Here is a 16,262-nt window from a genome sequence, read left to right on the forward strand (position 1 = left end):
GCCGGGGCGCTGCGGCGTCCCGGCTCAGACGCATTCCTGCCGGCGGCCGCGTTCGAGCAACGCCTTGCCCACGCGCGAACCATACGGCCGCCCGATCGCTTCCGAAATAAAGGCGCCGGCCTGTATGACCTGGTCGAGATCAACGCCGGTATGGATGCCCATGCCATGCAGCATGTACAGCAGATCTTCGGTCGCCACGTTGCCCGAAGCGCCCTTGGCGTAAGGACAGCCGCCGAGGCCCGCGACCGAGGCGTGGAAGATGCGGATGCCCGCTTGCAGGCTGGCGAGGATATTGGGCAGCGCCTGGCCATAGGTATCGTGGAAATGCCCGGCCAGCCGCTCGCGCGGGAAGACGCTCGCCGCGGCTTCCATGACGGCCTGCGTGCGCAGCGGCGTGCCCACGCCGATGGTGTCGGCGATGTCGATCTCGTCGCAGCCCAGGTCGCGCATGCGGGCGACCACGTCGGCCACTTTCTCAAGCGCGATGTCGCCCTCATAGGGGCACCCAAGCGCGCAGGAAATGCTGGCGCGCAGGCGCAGGCCTGCCGCCTTGGCCGCTGCGGCCACCGGCTCGAAGCGTGCAATCGATTCGGCCACGGAGCAGTTGATGTTGCGCTGGGAAAACGCCTCGCTGGCGGCGCCGAAGATGACGACCTCGCCGGCTTCTGCAGCGAGTGCCGCTTCGAAACCCTTCATATTGGGCGTCAGCGCCGAATAGACCGTGCCGGCCCGGCGCGCGATGGCGCCCATGACTTCGGCGCCATCGGCCATCTGCGGCACCCACTTGGGCGAGACAAAGGACGCGGCCTCGATATTGGCGAAGCCTGCCGCGCTCAGGCGGTCGACGAGTTCGATCTTGACCGCGGCCGACACATGGCGCGCTTCGTTCTGCAGCCCGTCGCGCGGGCCCACCTCGACGAGCTTGACGGCCTCGGGCAGCGCAAGCGACTGGGGAAGCGCAGGGGCGTTCCGTTCCATTTTCCGTTCCATCTCAGGCGGCCTCCTGTTCCAGCGTGACCAGTTGCGCGCCTTCCTGGACCTGGTCGCCGACGGCGTACAGCACTTCTTGCACGGTGCCGCCTGCCGGCGCGGTCAGCGTGTGTTCCATCTTCATGGCTTCCATGACGATCAGCGCATCGCCCTTGCTGATGGTGGCGCCTGCCTCGACCATCACCGCAATAATGCGTCCCGGCATCGGCGCGGCCAGCTTGCCGCCTTCGCTTTCGGCTTCGCCGGCATGCAGCAGCGGGTCCACCAGTACCAGGGAGCACTGGCCTTCGCCGCTGAACACGTGCAGCGTGTCGCCCTCGATATGGCACTGGCCCTTGACGGTACGCTCGCCAAGGTCGACGGTATGCACTTCGTCGCGCAGCGATGCGCGGAATGGCAAGGTCTTCCCGCGGGCGCTAAGGCGCCGGCGGCCGGCTTCGCTGTGCACGGTGACATCGATGTCGCCGTCAGGGCTCTGCAGGCGGTAGGTCGTGCTGCCTGCGCCATTGAGCCGCCACGCGCCGCCATGCGTCCACGGCGAATGCTGGTCGGCCGCGTCGATGCGGCGCTCGCGCGTCTCGCGGTCGAGCAGCGCCGCGGTCGCCAGTGCAATGAAATCCATGCCGACCGGCGCGGGCGCCGGGAACAGCGTGGCCTCGTTGCGCTCGATCAGCCCCGTGTCGAGATCGGCCGTGCGGAACGCCTCGGACTTCACCAGCCGCTGCAGGAACGCCACGTTGGTCGACAAACCGACGACGTGATACGCCGCCAGCGCCTGGCGCATGCGCGCGAGCGCCTCGTCGCGGTCCTTGCCCCAGACGATCAGCTTGGCGATCATCGGGTCGTAGTAAGGGCTGATGGTGTCGCCTTCGCGCACGCCGGCGTCGATGCGAACGCCGGCGGGGCCGTGGGCGTCGCCGCCGCGCATGAACTGCACGGCCGGCGGCGTGCGCAGGAAGCGCAGCGTGCCGGTGGACGGCAGGAACTGCTTGTCGGGATTCTCGGCGTAGATGCGCGCTTCGAGCGCGTGGCCGTCGATGCGGAGTTGCTCCTGCTTCAGCGGCAGCGCCTCGCCGGAGGCCACGCGCAGTTGCCATTCGACCAGGTCCTGCCCGGTGATCATCTCGGTGACCGGATGCTCGACCTGCAGGCGCGTGTTCATCTCCATGAAGTAGAACGAGCCGTCCTGGTTGGCGATGAACTCGACCGTGCCGGCGCCGACATAGCCCACCGCCTTGGCCGCAGCCACGGCGGCCTCGCCCATCGCGCGGCGCCGTTCTTCCGTCATGCCCGGCGCGGGCGCTTCTTCCAGTACCTTCTGGTGACGGCGCTGCACCGAGCAGTCGCGCTCGAACAGGTAGACGCAGTCGCCGCGGGTATCGGCAAACACCTGGATTTCGATATGGCGCGGCCGGGTCAGGTACTTTTCGACGAGCACCTTGTCGTCGCCAAAGCTGGCCGACGCCTCGCGCTTGACGGAGGCCAGCGCCGCCTCGAAGGCATCGCCCGATTCCACCACGCGCATGCCCTTGCCGCCGCCGCCGGCGCTGGCCTTGAGCAGTACCGGGTAGCCGATGCGGTCGGCCTCGCGGCGCAGCAGCGCAGGGTCCTGGTCTTCGCCGTGGTAGCCGGGCACCAAGGGCACCGAGGCCTTTTCCATCAACTGCTTGGCCGCGCTCTTGCTGCCCATCGCGTGGATGGCCGAAGCCGGCGGGCCGATGAAGACCAGTCCCGCCGCGGCGCAGGCCTCGGCAAAGGCCTCGTTCTCGGAGAGGAAGCCGTAGCCGGGGTGGATCGCCTGCGCGCCGGTCTCCTTCGCCATCTCGATGATGTGGTCGGCGCGCAGGTAGCTGTCGCGCGCGGCGGCGCCGCCGATGTGCACGGCCTCGTCGCAGAAGGCGACATGGCGCGCATCGGCGTCGGCGTCCGAGTATACCGCGACGGTGCGGATGCCCAGCCGGCGGCAGGTGGCGGCGACGCGGCAGGCGATTTCACCGCGGTTCGCGATCAGGATCTTGTTGAACATGGTCTCTCCTGGAGATGGGGGCGGGCGGTGTCAGCCGCGACCGCTGCCGCATGCGGGCAGCGGGCAGACGCTGCCTCGGCATGCCGCCGGGGTTCGTTTGATGGGGATGTCGGGTGCGGCGCTCGGCTGTGACTTAGGCCGGCTTCCAGGCTGGCGAGCGCTTTTCCAGGAAGGCGCGCACGCCTTCGCGGCCTTCTTCCGAGGCGCGGATGGCCGCGATGCGGTCCGCCGTATCGGCCAGCAAATCGTTGTCGATCACGCGGCCCGCGACTTCCTGCACCAGACGCTTGCTCTCGCGCACGGCGTTGGGGCTGTTCCCGACCAGGGCTGCGGAGATTTCCCCGACCTTGGCGTCCAGCGCGTCGGCCGGCACCACGGCGTGGACGAAGCCCAGGCGCAGCGCTTCGGCGGCATCGAAACGCTCGGCGGTGATGAAATAGCGGCGCGATGCCTGCTCGCCCATGGCGCGGATCACGTACGGGCTGATGGTGGCGGGCAGCAGGCCCAGGCGGGCTTCCGACAGGCAGAAGTGCGCATGGTCGGCCGCCACCGCGATGTCGCAGGCCGCCACAAGGCCCACGCCACCGGCGTAGGTGTCGCCCTGGATGCGGGCGATCACCGGGCGCGGGCAGGACCAGATGGCGTGCAGCATCTGCGCCAGTGCGAGTGCGTCGGCGCGGTTCTCGTCGTTCGAGTAGCCGGCCATCTTCTTCATCCAGTTCAGGTCGGCGCCGGCGCAGAAGGCGGGGCCGTTGCCGGCCAGGACAATGGCTCGCACCTCGTCGTTTCCGCCGAGCCCGCGGAAGGCCTCGGTCAGTTCGGCGATGACGGTCTCATTGAACGCGTTGCGCACGTCCGGGCGGTTCAGCGTGACGGTCGCCAGATGGCGGGCGATGGTGACGGTAAGCGTGGTGAATTCCATGGCGGTCTGGCTTGAATGAGCGTGGGTCAGTGGCAGGCTTACATGCGGAACACGCCGAACTTCATATCCTCGATCGGCGCGTTCAGGCTGGCCGACAGGCCCAGCCCCAGCACCGTGCGCGTCTGCGCCGGGTCGATCACGCCGTCGTCCCACAGCCGCGCGCTCGCGTAGTACGGGTGGCCCTGGTGCTCGTACTGGTCGCGGATCGGCTGCTTGAACGCGTCTTCCTCTTGCGCGCTCCACTGGCCGCCCCTGGACTCGATGCCATCGCGGCGCACCGTGGCCAGCACGCTCGCGGCCTGCTCGCCGCCCATCACCGAGATGCGCGCGTTCGGCCACATCCACAGGAAGCGCGGCGAATACGCGCGGCCGCACATGCCGTAGTTGCCGGCGCCGAACGAGCCACCGATGATCACGGTGAACTTCGGCACCTGCGCCGTCGCCACCGCGGTCACCATCTTGGCGCCGTTGCGCGCGATGCCCTCGTTCTCGTACTTGCGGCCGACCATGAAGCCGGTGATGTTCTGCAGGAACACCAGCGGAATCTTGCGCTGGCAGCACAGTTCGATGAAGTGCGCGCCCTTGAGCGCCGACTCGGAGAACAGGATGCCGTTGTTGGCGATGATGCCGACCGGGTAGCCCCAGATGCGCGCGAAGCCGCATACCAGCGTGGTGCCGTAGCGCGCCTTGAACTCGTCGAATTCGGAACCGTCGACGATGCGCGAGATCACCTCGCGCACATCGAACGGCTTGCGCGTGTCGGTCGGGATCACGCCGTACAGTTCTTGCACCGGGTACAGCGGCTCGGCCGGCTCGTGCAGGCGGATCTGGTCGGGCTTGCGCCGGTTCAGGTGCTGCACGATATTGCGCGCCAGCGACAGCGCGTGATGGTCGTTCTGCGCGAAGTAGTCGGCCACGCCCGACAGGCGCGTATGCACATCGGCGCCGCCGAGGTCCTCGGCGGTGACTTCCTCACCCGTGGCGGCTTTCACCAGCGGCGGGCCGCCCAGGAAAATGGTGCCCTGGTTCTTGACGATGATCGACTCGTCGCTCATCGCCGGCACGTAAGCGCCGCCGGCCGTGCACGAGCCCATCACCACCGCGATCTGCGGGATGCCCTGCTTGGACAGGTTGGCCTGGTTGTAGAAGATGCGGCCGAAGTGATCCCGGTCGGGGAAGACATCGTCCTGGTTCGGCAGGTTGGCACCGCCCGAGTCGACCAGGTAGATACAAGGCAGGTTGTTCTGCTCGGCGATCTCCTGCGCGCGCACATGTTTCTTGACCGTCATCGGGTAGTAGGTGCCACCCTTGACGGTCGCGTCGTTGCAGACGATCACGCATTCCTGCCCGGCCACGCGGCCGATGCCGGTGATGATGCCGGCGCCCGGCGCGGCGTTGTCGTACATGTCGTACGCCGCGAGCTGCGACAACTCCAGGAACGGCGTGCCCGGGTCCAGCAACTGCTGCACGCGGTCACGCGGCAGCAGCTTGCCGCGCGAAAGGTGCTTGTCGCGCGCGGCATCGCCGCCGCCTTCGGCCAGCTTCGCCACCTTGGCCCTGAGGTCGGCCACCAGCGCCTGCATGGCTTCGGCGTTGGCCTTGAACGCTTCGGAGCGCGCGTTGAGTTTGGTTTCTAAGGTCGGCATACGATCTTGGGCAGGTCTGGTTCTGGTCAGGCCGCGGCGGGGCGGGGCAATCGGGGGCGGGGGGCGTCGGTAGCGGGTCAGGCCGTTTCGGCAAACAGCTCGCGGCCGATCAGCATGCGGCGGATTTCAGAGGTGCCGGCACCGATCTCGTACAGCTTGGCGTCGCGCCACAGGCGGCCGGCCGGGTATTCGTTGATATAGCCGTTGCCACCGAGGATCTGCACGGTCTCGCCGGCCATCCACGTGGCCTTCTCGGCCGTGTACAGGATCACCGCCGCGCAGTCCTTGCGCACCTGGCGCACGTGATCGACGCCGAGCGAATCGAGGTTCTTGCCGACCGTGTAAAGATAGCTGCGTGCGGCCTGCAGCGTGGTGTACATGTCGGCGACCTTGCCCTGGATCAGCTGGAATTCGCCGATGCTCTGGCCGAACTGCTTGCGGTCGTGGATGTAGGGCGTGACCACGTCCATGCACGCCTGCATGATGCCGATCGGGCCGCCCGACAGCACGGCGCGCTCGTAATCGAGGCCGCTCATCAGCACCCTGGCGCCGCCGTTCTTGGCGCCGAGGATGTTTTCCACGGGCACTTCGACGTCCTCGAACACCAGTTCGCCAGTGTGCGAGCCGCGCATGCCCAGCTTGTCGAGCTTCTGCGCGACCGAGAAGCCCTTCATGCCCTTCTCGACGATGAAGGCGGTCATGCCGCGCGCGCCCAGGTCCGGCTCGGTCTTCGCATACACCACCAGCACGTCGCAGTCCGGGCCGTTGGTGATCCACATCTTGGTGCCGTTGAGCACGTAGCGGTCGCCCTTGAAGTCGGCGCGCAGTTTCATGCTGACCACGTCGGAGCCGGCATTGGGTTCGCTCATGGCCAGCGCGCCGATCCATTCGCCCGACACCAGCTTGGGCAGGTACTTCGCCTTCTGCGCAGGGGTGCCGTTGCGGTGGATCTGGTTCACGCACAGGTTCGAATGCGCGCCGTACGACAGGCCGACCGAAGCGGAGGCGCGGCTGATTTCCTCCATCGCGACCATGTGGGCGAGGTAGCCCATGTTGGCGCCGCCGTACTCTTCGGCCACGGTGATGCCGAGCACGCCGAGGTCGCCCATCTTCTTCCAGGCGTCCATGGGGAACTGGTCGGTGCGGTCGATCTCGCCGGCGCGCGGGGCCAGTTCAGCCTGGGCCCAGTCGCGCACGGCGCCGCGCAGCATCTCGATGTCTTCGCCCAGGTCGAATTTCAGGCCAGGGAGTTCGGTCATGATCGTGTTCTTCCGTGAATGTGTTGGGAGCGCCATGGTCAGGCGGTCTTGCTTTCGCTGAGGTTGAGTTCCTTCGTCATGCGTTCGCGCATGACGAACTTCTGCACCTTGCCCGTGATGGTCATCGGCATCTCGTCGACGAAGCGGATGTAGCGCGGGATCTTGTAGTGGGCGATCTGGTCGCGGCAGAACGTGCGGATCTCGTCTTCCGTGGCGCTCTGTCCCGGCTTGAGCACGATCCATGCGCAGATTTCCTCGCCGTACTTCTGGTCCGGCACGCCGAATACCTGCACGGCCTGCACCTTCGGATGGCGGAACAGGAATTCCTCGATCTCGCGCGGATAGACGTTCTCGCCGCCGCGAATCAGCATGTCCTTGACGCGGCCGACGATATTGCAATAGCCCTCGGCATCGATCGTCGCCAGGTCGCCGGTGTGCATCCAGCCGTCGCGGATCGCTTCGCCGGTGCGGGCTTCGTCATCCCAGTAGCCGAGCATGACCGAGTAGCCGCGCGTGCACAGCTCGCCGGTTTCACCGACCGGCACGATCTGGCCCGTGGCATCGACGACCTTGCATTCGAGGTGCGGCTGCACGCGGCCAACCGTGGAAACGCGCTTGGCGAGCGGGTCGTCGGTCGAGCTCTGGAACGATACGGGGCTGGTCTCCGTCATGCCGTAGGCAATCGTGACCTCCGCCATGTGCATGTCGGCGACGACGCGCTTCATGACCTCGATCGGGCACGGCGAGCCGGCCATGATGCCGGTGCGCAGCGTCGAGAAGTCGAAGCGGCTGAACTCGGGATGATCGAGCTGAGCGATGAACATGGTGGGCACGCCATGCAGGGCGGTGCAGCGCTCCTCGCTGACGGCCGACATGGTCGCAACCGGTTCAAACGCTTCGCCCGGGAATACCATGCAAGCGCCCGTGGCAACACAGGCAAGCACGGCCAGGACCATGCCGAAGCAGTGGTACAGGGGCACCGGAATGCACAGCTTGTCCTGCTCGGTGAAGCGCATCGCGGCCGCGATGTAGCGTGCGTTATTGAGGATGTTCCGATGCGTCAGCGTGGCGCCCTTGGGCGCGCCCGTGGTGCCGCTGGTGAACTGGACGTTGATCGGGTCCTTGCGGTCGAGCTGGGCGGTGATCGCGTCCAGTTCGGACGCCGGCACGCCTGCGCCGCGGGCGAGCAATTCAGTCCAGGTCAGCATGCCCGGCGTGGGCTTGTCTTCCATGCGGATGACCCAGCGCAGCGCCGGCAGGCGCGCTGCCTGCAGTGCGCCCGGCTCGCACTGCTGCAACTCGGGGGCCAGGGCCTGCAGCATGTCGAGGTAGCGCGAGGTCTTGAACGACTCCGGCGCGATGACCGCCTTGACGCCGACCTTGTTCAGCGCGTATTCCAGTTCGGAGAGCCGATAGGCGGGGTTGATGTTGACCATCACGATGCCGACGCGTGCCGTGGCGAACTGGGTCAGGAGCCATTCGGCGCGGTTCGGCGACCAGATGCCGACGCGGTCGCCGCGGCGCAGGCCCAGCGCGTGAAGGCCGGCCGCCAGGGCATCGACGGCAGCGGCGAATTCCTGCCAGGTCCAGCGGATGCCCTGTTCGCGGAATACCACCGCCGGGCGCTGGCCGCAGCGCGCGACCGTATCGGCCAGCAGGGCCGGGATGGTTTGTTCGCTGAGCGGGGAGGTGGTGTCGCCCTTTACATAGGACAGCCCGTTGGCAGGCAAGGTCGTATCGGGCACGGGCCGGGGTGTCCCAGGCTGCATCGTCATGCTCGTCTCCAGAATGCGGCGTTCGGTGTCGTTTTTCCCGTATCTTGAGCTTCACTCAAAATATGATCGGGACGTTCTCGGGCGGTTTGGCGCTGCTTTGTTCTCGTTGTTCGGTAAAGTTATACCTGTCCTCAGAAAAAATCAACAAAAATTGAGTGTTGGTCAACTATCGTATAAAGTGAGTTGGAAGGCGCGCCCGGGCGGGCGGCCGAGGCAGGAGGGCGGCACTTATAATGCGGTCCTCGCAGATCACACCACGCAAGGACACGTCGATGCAGCAGATTGCGGGACAGCGCCGGGTGCCGGCGCGCGCCAAGGCCGAGCAGCGCATGCGCGACATCCTCCGGGTCGGTCGGGAAGTGTTTTCCGAGCTTGGCTACGAGCGCGCGACGACGACGGAGATCGCACAGCGTCTCGGTATCTCCGAAGGCACCGTCTTTACCTACTTCCACAGCAAGCGGGATCTCTGTGTGAGGGTCATCCAGGACTGGTACGACGAGATCATCGCGGCCATCGAGAGTGGCCTGCCGCGCGAGCAAAGCACCAAGGTCCAGCTGGAGTTCTTCGTGCGCACTCACCTGCGGCTGTTCCTGATCCAGGGCACGGGGCTGTGCGCGCTGGTGCTGTCGGAGGGGCGTGCCAAGGGGCAGGGGCTGGATGAGGTCTTCGTGCCGCTGCAGCGCCGCTACACGGCACCGCTGATGGACCTGCTGGCACGCGCGCAGGCGCGCAAGGAAATCCGCACCGACCTGTCATTGCGCTTGCTGCGCTCGGCCATTCTCGGGCCGATGGAGCACATCCTGTGGGATGCGGTAGTGAGCGGGCGTCCGGTCGATATCGACCGCGCCGCCAGCGACCTGATCGCGCTGCTGTGGCCGGCGCTGCAGCCGCCCGACCTGGAGGCGGTCGCGCTCAAGCAGTTCTATGGCGAAGTGGGCGCAGCGCTGGCGCGCGTGAAGCAGGGCGAGGCGCAGCAGGACTAAGCCGCGCTACTGCGCGGACCGGAACAGGTCGGGAATCCCCGTGGCGTTGTCGTCCTGCAGCGCGTCAGGCTCGCCGACGAGAAAGACGGCAGCCAGTGCCGCGGCGAATACGGCGATCAGGTAGGCGAGTCTGGCATTCATGGCTGTTCCTCGAAATGGACTGCTGCCTCTCTTACGCACATGCCGTGCCACGTGCCGATCGCACTGCCAGGTGCTCAGTCAGTCTCCGGAGGGCCGGAAAATGGTGGCGGGCAGCCAACAGGCGCCCGATTGGCGTTGGGCCAGGCCAGACTTCGACAGGTCCCGGAATGAAAAAACAGCGCCCGCCGCGCCGCTTTCGCGGACAGGCGGGCGCCGTCGATGGCCCGGGTGGAGCGAGTGGAACGGGCCCGACTGGCGCGCCGGTTCCTACATGCGACCCTTCCAGGGCACGAGCCAGGTCTCCGACTTGCGCATCAGCAGGTCGAACAGGAAGGCGATCAGCCCGATCAGTAGGATGCCCATGATGACCACGTCCGTGCGCAGGAAGTTGGAGGCATTGAGCACCATCTGGCCGAGGCCGGCGGTGGCCGCCACCATCTCGGCGGCGACCAGCGTGGTCCAGCCGAAGCCGATGGCGATGCGCATGCCGGTCAGGATGTCGGGCAGGGCGGCGGGCAGCACCACGTGGCGGATCACCTGCCACGGTGTGGCGCCCATCGAGTAGGCCGCGTTGATCTGCTCGATGGTGACCGAACGCACGCCGGCCCGGGCCGACATGGCGAGCGGCGCAAAGCAGGCCAGGTAGATCAGCAGGATCTTGGAGGTCTCGTCGATGCCGAACCAGATCACGATCAGCGGCAGGTAGGCCAGCGGCGGCAGCGGGCGGTAGAACTCGATGGGCGGATCGAAGACGCCGCGCGCGACGCGCGACACACCCATCAGCACGCCGACCGGCACGGCGGTGAGCACGGCCAGCGCGAAGGCGCCGAACACGCGCACCAGGCTGGCCTGGAAGTGTTCCAGCAGCGGCTGCCCGCCCTGCACGTTGCCGTTCCAGGCATCGATAAAGGCCCTGATGATCGCCTCGGGCGTGGGCAGGAACAGCGGCGGCACCCATTGCAGGTGGCTGGCGATCCACCACAGGGCGAGCAACGCCATCACGGTGACCGTGGCAATGCGCGAACTGGAGCCTTCGCCGGGCATGCGGTAGCCGGAGACGGTGCGCATGGGGCGGCGCCCGGCCGCCGGCTGGCCGGTGCCGGCGGTGCTCTTGACGGTCGCTGCGGTGGCCGCCACGGTGGCGGCGTCGACCTGCTGGACGGGTACGGTCATGGCTTTATCCTCAGGGCGTGGCATGAATCAGGTCGACGATTTCTTCGCGGTAGCGGATGAATTCCGGATCGGACTTGACCGCCCGTGCATCGCCGCATTCGATGTAGCGCCGTGCGAAGGGCAGGTCGTAGCTGTGCGCGATGCGGCCGGGCGACGGCGTCATCACGATCAGCCGCGTGGCAAGGAAGAGCGCCTCTTCCACGCTGTGCGTGATGAAGAAGACGATCTTCTGCTCGCGTGCCCACAGCCGCAGGATCAGCGCCTGGATCGATTCGCGCGTGAGCGCGTCGAGCGCGCCCAGCGGCTCGTCCATCAGCATCACTTCCGGGTCATTGGCCAGGGCGCGCGCAATGCCCACGCGCTGCTGCATGCCGCCGGAGAGCTGGTAGACAGGCTTGCCGGCCACCTTCTCCAGCCCGACCTGCGCCAGTTTTTCCTGCGCGATGCGCAGGCGTTCGGCACGGCTCACGCCGCGCAGCCGGAGCCCGAGCGCGACGTTGTCGACCACGTTGAGCCACGGCATCAGCGCATGCTTCTGGAACACCACGCCGCGTTCGGCTCCGGGGCCCAGCACGGGCTTGCCATCGAGGCGGATCTCGCCTTCCGACGGCTGCATGAAGCCGGCAATGCAGGACAGCAGCGTGGTCTTGCCGCAGCCCGAGGCGCCGAGCGCGACGACGAAGTCGCCGCGTTCCATGGTCAGGTTCACTTGCGACAGCGCGAGCGTCTGCGCGCCGCCGCGGCCGCCGTAGTTGACGCTGACCTTGTCGATTTCCAGCCGGGACATGACAGTCCTCCTGAAGTATTGGGGTGTGGCTTGCCGCATCGCCGGCCGGACAGGCGCGGGGGCGGGCGATGGCGGGTACGGCAGCGGGGCCGGGCCGGCACCGCCGCGTGGCGCTTTAAGAGGCTGTGGTTATTGCGCGGCGCGCCGGACCCACTCGGCGTTGACGCCGCTGCTGTAGTCGGGCAACACGGTCTGGATCGTGCCCTGTTCCTTCAGGAAGAGCGCTGCCGAGCGCAAGGCACTGGCCGCGCCACCGCCGAGCCAGCGCGGCGAGGCTTGTTCCTGCAGCGTGGGGAAGCTGTACAGCGCCATGCTGGCCGGCACCTCCTCGGCCTTGGCGCCGGTCAGCCGGGCGATCGCCTTGATGTTCGGCGAATCGGCAGTCCAGGTGGCCTTGTGGTTGCGGTAGTTGTCGTCCGCGGCGGCCAGCACGCGCACGAACTTGACCATGAAGTCAGGGTTCTCGCGCGCGAACTTCTTGTTGGCGATCATGCCGTCGAAGGTGGCCTTGCCGGTCTGCGCGGCAATCTGGCCCGAAGTCGTCAGCACCTTGCCCGAGCGCTTGACCTTGGCCAGCACCGGGTCCCAGATGAAGGTGGCGTCGATGTCGCCGCGCTCCCATGCGGCGGCCACTTCGGGCGGACGCATGTTCATGATCTTGACGTCCTTCGGATTGACCTTGGCCTGCTCCAGTGCGACCAGGGTGTGGTAATGCGTCGTCGAGACGAACGGCACCCCGACGCGCTTGCCCTTGAGGTCGGCGATGCTGGTGACTTGCGAACCATTGCGGGCCACGAACGCTTCGGCGGCGTTGATATCGTCCAGGATCCAGAACAGCTCGACATCCAGCCCTTGGGACAGGGCCGAGGCGATCGGCGACGAACCGGCCTCGCCGATGGCGATCTGGCCCGAGGCCATGGCGCGGATCACGTCGCCGCCGCCGGTGAACTGACGGAACGAGACCTTGTAGCCGGTCTGCTTCTCCACCTCCTTCATGTCCTGCGCATAGCGCCAGGGCACCACCATGTCCTGATAGGCGATGACGACTTCCTTGGCCTGCGCGTGGGCGGACGGGGCCAGTACGGCCGCCAGCGCGAGGCCTGCTGCCAGTTGCTTGAACCAATGCATGATGAGACTCCTCGATGATTGAGACTGCTTACATGCCGACCGCAGCGGCGGCACGGTGGGTCGGCACCGGCGCGGTGCCCGCGCGTGGTGCCTAAACGAGGAGGAGAAGAAGTTTTGCATGAGGCATGCCAGTCTCCTTTGGCTGGGGTGTCTTATGCACCCTCTCTGTTTGATGGGCTTCCCGGATGGGTCGGGAAGCGCCGGCACATGACGCTTTGTGCGACATGTGAGCGCCATGGTAGGGAAGGCCGCTATGCGCGGTTAGTGCCAGTGGTGGGGTTTTGATGGGTCCAGCTTTTTGATTTGCCGGAGGGGGGATTGACTGGGCTATCGCCCTTGGCCGGCGCTGCTGTTGCGGGGTTTTGATGGGTCCGGCTTTTTGATTTGCCCGAGGGGGGATTGACTGGGCTATCGCCCTTGGCCGGCGCTGCTGTTTCGCCGGCGTAGCCGGCGACCTGCTTCTTGTCCGAGCGACAAGAAGTAGGCAAGAAACGCGTCGCCTGGCGGCTGGCCATCAACGAGGCGCTGCTATCGTTCGGGCGGCTTTGGTCTCGCGAGGCTTGGCCATTGTTCGAGACTGCTACGCATGGTGAGTCAGAACCAGTGCCTGCGATAACCGGCTTTTGAACGATCCCCATGTCGGGCGGTGGCCGCCTGCTGCCACCGTTATCGCATTATCGCCTTCGGCTGCTGCGCGGCTCACTAGCCGGCATGGCGAGGGGCATCAACGTCGCTGGTGCCGAGGGGCGGCCACTTTTTTTGTTTCTTACTGCGGCGCGGCCGTATGGGTTGGCGGACAAAAAGTGATTCGCCGGCTACGCCGGCGAAACGATAGGCCCAGATTGCCTGACTGCGGGGAAAGCCCTCGTCACTCCGGCTTGGCCGCCTCAACCTTTACGGCTTCACTCTCGGCCGCTTCACTTTCGGCCGCCGCACTCTTCGCGACTTCCGCGACAGGCTGCTGCTTGACCTTCTGTGCCCGGTTGGCACGATGCTGCTGCGAGCGCTGCTGCTGGGCCCGCTTGGCATCCGCCAGCGTTACCTGCCCGGCCGACTCGCCCGCCAGATCCAGCCGCATGGCGCCTTCCACCATGCACGTCCAGTAACGCGTGCCGCGGCACCACGTCCGCACGGCCTCGCGCAGCATCGCTTCGTCCAGCGCCAGCGACGCGGCATGCTGAAGCAGATCCTCGAAGATACCGACCTTGAGCGGCACCTTGGGCGCAGGGTTCTTGGGGAAGGCCAGCGGGAAGCGCTTCTGCAGCTTGCCAATGGCCTGGATCACCGGGTCGACGGGCTTGCCCGCATTGGCAGGCTTGGCCGCCGCGTCGGCGCGTGCACGGGGCGGCTTTGCCGGACGCGCTTCTTTCGCCGGGCGGGCTTCCTTCGCTTGCTTTGCCGGGCGGGCGTCCTTCGCCTGCTTTGCCAGTTGTGCCTTCAGTGCTGCCAGTTGTTCGAAACCCATCTTGTCCTGCCAATTGAGAATTTGGAGGGATTCTAACAGCCCCGGTCCGGCGCCGGCTGCGAGGCATTCTTCATCGCACCGGCGCTGCTCTATGCTGCAGTAGCAAGCAAGCAGCCGTGCCCGCGCGGCAGCGCCATGTCATCTGCCGGCATCGATGGAGGAGCCATGTCAGACGAAACCCGTGACGCGCCACAGACCGTGGTCGTGGTCCATCCCGACCGGGAGATCCCGACGCTGCAGAAACTGCCGTATTTCGTCGGCATCTCCCGCCAGACGGCCGGTGCGAGGGCGCTGTCCATGTCGATCGTGGTCGTCCCGCCCGGCGGCCATGCCGAGCCGCACCTGCACCGCGGTTATGAAACCGCCATCTATGTGATCGAGGGCCGGGTGGAAACCCGCTACGGGCCGGGCCTGCGCCAGTCAGTGGTGGCCGGGGCCGGTGATTTCCTGTTCATTCCTCCGGGTGTGCCGCACCAGCCCTTCAACCTTAGCGACACGGCGCCGGCGCGCGCGATCGTTGCGCGCAACAATCCGGAGGAACGTGAGGAGGTCGTGCCCTATGACCCGGAGGTCGACGCTTAGCGGGCACCGGGCATGGCGAGCGGTGGCGCATTCACTTCGTCCACCCGATCCGGTGCCGTTCCTGCGTCGCCTGGTGCCGTGCATCGTCCTCGGTGTGCAGGTAGATGCTGGTGGTGGCAATGGAGGCGTGGCCGAAATTGTCGCGCACATGGCGCAGGTCCACTTGCCGGTCGCTCATGTGCGAGCCGGCCGTATGCCGCAGCCAGTGCGCCGATGCGCTGGCGAGCACGTCGGCCTGCGCCTCCCATTCCGGTCCGCGCGCCCGCAGCCGCCCGGCCGCCATGCCGAAGACTTCCTTGATGACCAGATGCAGTGCGCCGCGCGACAAGGCCTTTTCGCGGCCGATGACCGGCAGGACCAGCGGGCGCTCCTCGCCGGTCAGCGGGGTGGGCGGCAGCCCGTGCGCGCGGCGATAGCGGGCCAGTTCGGCGATCAGCTCGTCGGTCGCGGGAACCAGGCGGGGCTTGTTGCCCTTGCCGGTGACTTCCAGCCACCAGCGCTCGACGCCCTGGGCGTCACGCCGGCAGAAGAAGGCGCCCATGGTGGTGCCCGCGACTTCCGCGGCGCGCAAGCCCCCGAGATAAAGCACGGTACACAGCCAGCGGCAGCGCGCCGCGTGCAGGCGTTCGCGGTCGGTGTCCGTGGGCATGGCTTCGATCGCATCCTTGACGGCATCCCACAGCGCATGGCTCAGGTAGCGCGTGATCCGCGCCTGGGTCGGACCGCGGCGGCGCCGTGCGAGCGATAGCGGATTGCCGCCGAGGTAGCCCGCTTCGGTGAACCACGCAAAGCAGGCGTTCAGGATCACCATGGCCTGGCGGATGCTTGACGGCGACAGCGGCCCGGCAAAGGGGCGCCAGTCCGGATGGCCGCGGGCCAGCTTCTTGTTGCCGGCCAGTACCCAGCGCGCAGCCGGCTGCGGATCGGACAGGAAATGCTCGTACGCCAGCAGATCCTCGTGCGTCAGCGAGGAAAGCGGCTTGCCGCGCTGCAGCGTCGCCCAGAGCACGAGTCGTTCGACCTCGCGCCGATAGGCCTGCAGCGTGGCCGGACTGTCGGCGTAGCGCGCCAGCCACGCAGCGATGGCGGCAAGGTCATCCGACGCGGCAATCTGGGCGCCGCGCGCTGGCGCGCGGTTCGTGCCCTGCGTGCCGGAGAGTTCTGCCGGCAGCCGCAGGCGCTCGAGCGGCGCGGGCAGCGCCGCGGAAAGGGCTGGGGCGGCTGGATAGCGGGTATCCAAGGCGAAATTCATGGTGTGGCGCAAGTCAAAAATGTGATCTGGGCATGATTATAGACATAAGAAAACTTATGTCTAAAGAAACGCCGAACGAATTTTATATATTACGGAATACGTAGTAATATTTCATATCAATAAATCTTACCTC

At 66.7% G+C, this 16,262-nt stretch carries 14 protein-coding genes; 2 read left to right on the forward strand and 12 right to left on the reverse strand.

All coding sequences use genetic code 11. The annotated features are described in order from the left end of the window. Positions 1-24 precede the first annotated feature (24 nt). The 6 genes from KHO22_RS29125 to KHO22_RS29150 all read right to left on the reverse strand — a co-directional run bounded on the left by KHO22_RS29125 (position 25) and on the right by KHO22_RS29150 (position 8,618). Positions 25-978: a hydroxymethylglutaryl-CoA lyase gene (locus KHO22_RS29125; RefSeq protein ID WP_211950647.1), complete on the reverse strand. Its 954-nt coding sequence runs from the start codon at positions 976-978 to the stop codon at positions 25-27. A gap of 13 nt (positions 979-991) precedes the next feature. Continuing rightward, complete coding sequence (locus tag KHO22_RS29130; RefSeq protein WP_211950648.1) at positions 992-3,016, reverse strand: acetyl/propionyl/methylcrotonyl-CoA carboxylase subunit alpha; 2,025 nt, start codon at positions 3,014-3,016, stop codon at positions 992-994. 133 nt (positions 3,017-3,149) lie between these two features. Beyond that, positions 3,150-3,938 (reverse strand): enoyl-CoA hydratase/isomerase family protein, encoded by a 789-nt coding sequence (locus tag KHO22_RS29135; protein WP_211950649.1) that lies wholly within the window; start codon positions 3,936-3,938, stop codon positions 3,150-3,152. Positions 3,939-3,976: 38 nt separating this feature from the next. After that, positions 3,977-5,584, reverse strand: coding sequence for a carboxyl transferase domain-containing protein (locus KHO22_RS29140; protein WP_211950650.1), 1,608 nt, complete (start codon positions 5,582-5,584; stop codon positions 3,977-3,979). Between the two features lie 77 nt (positions 5,585-5,661). Further along, positions 5,662-6,843: an isovaleryl-CoA dehydrogenase gene (locus KHO22_RS29145; RefSeq protein WP_211950651.1), complete on the reverse strand. Its 1,182-nt coding sequence runs from the start codon at positions 6,841-6,843 to the stop codon at positions 5,662-5,664. A 38-nt stretch (positions 6,844-6,881) separates the two neighbouring features. Continuing rightward, complete coding sequence (locus KHO22_RS29150) at positions 6,882-8,618, reverse strand: AMP-binding protein (protein WP_211950652.1); 1,737 nt, start codon at positions 8,616-8,618, stop codon at positions 6,882-6,884. 272 nt (positions 8,619-8,890) lie between these two features. Here KHO22_RS29150 and KHO22_RS29155 point away from each other — a divergent pair, with 272 nt between their 5' ends. Next, positions 8,891-9,601, forward strand: a complete 711-nt coding sequence (locus KHO22_RS29155) for a TetR/AcrR family transcriptional regulator (protein WP_211950653.1) — start codon at positions 8,891-8,893, stop codon at positions 9,599-9,601. 6 nt (positions 9,602-9,607) lie between these two features. Here the strand turns inward: KHO22_RS29155 and KHO22_RS32760 are convergent, their stop codons facing one another. From KHO22_RS32760 to KHO22_RS29175, 5 genes are all read right to left on the reverse strand, one after another. Beyond that, complete coding sequence (locus KHO22_RS32760; protein ID WP_268914550.1) at positions 9,608-9,742, reverse strand: hypothetical protein; 135 nt, start codon at positions 9,740-9,742, stop codon at positions 9,608-9,610. A gap of 267 nt (positions 9,743-10,009) precedes the next feature. After that, positions 10,010-10,810: an ABC transporter permease subunit gene (locus tag KHO22_RS29160; protein ID WP_211950671.1), complete on the reverse strand. Its 801-nt coding sequence runs from the start codon at positions 10,808-10,810 to the stop codon at positions 10,010-10,012. A gap of 115 nt (positions 10,811-10,925) precedes the next feature. Further along, the gene (locus KHO22_RS29165; RefSeq protein ID WP_211950654.1) at positions 10,926-11,702 is read right to left on the reverse strand and encodes a taurine ABC transporter ATP-binding protein; all 777 of its coding nucleotides are present in this window, start codon (positions 11,700-11,702) and stop codon (positions 10,926-10,928) included. Between the two features lie 129 nt (positions 11,703-11,831). Then, positions 11,832-12,830, reverse strand: coding sequence for a taurine ABC transporter substrate-binding protein (tauA, locus tag KHO22_RS29170; protein ID WP_211950655.1), 999 nt, complete (start codon positions 12,828-12,830; stop codon positions 11,832-11,834). 868 nt (positions 12,831-13,698) lie between these two features. Further along, positions 13,699-14,295: a ProQ/FinO family protein gene (locus KHO22_RS29175; RefSeq protein ID WP_211950656.1), complete on the reverse strand. Its 597-nt coding sequence runs from the start codon at positions 14,293-14,295 to the stop codon at positions 13,699-13,701. Between the two features lie 165 nt (positions 14,296-14,460). On the opposite strand from KHO22_RS29175, the gene KHO22_RS29180 reads away from it, so the two are divergent. After that, the gene (locus KHO22_RS29180) at positions 14,461-14,877 is read left to right on the forward strand and encodes a cupin domain-containing protein (protein ID WP_211950657.1); all 417 of its coding nucleotides are present in this window, start codon (positions 14,461-14,463) and stop codon (positions 14,875-14,877) included. Positions 14,878-14,908: 31 nt separating this feature from the next. Here the strand turns inward: KHO22_RS29180 and KHO22_RS29185 are convergent, their stop codons facing one another. Beyond that, a complete protein-coding gene (locus tag KHO22_RS29185) occupies positions 14,909-16,129 on the reverse strand; it encodes a tyrosine-type recombinase/integrase (RefSeq protein WP_211950658.1) in 1,221 nt (406 codons plus the stop codon). Positions 16,130-16,262: the final 133 nt, after the last annotated feature.

This window comes from Cupriavidus yeoncheonensis (assembly GCF_905397275.1).
In the GTDB taxonomy this organism is placed as follows: Bacteria; Pseudomonadota; Gammaproteobacteria; order Burkholderiales; family Burkholderiaceae; genus Cupriavidus; species Cupriavidus yeoncheonensis.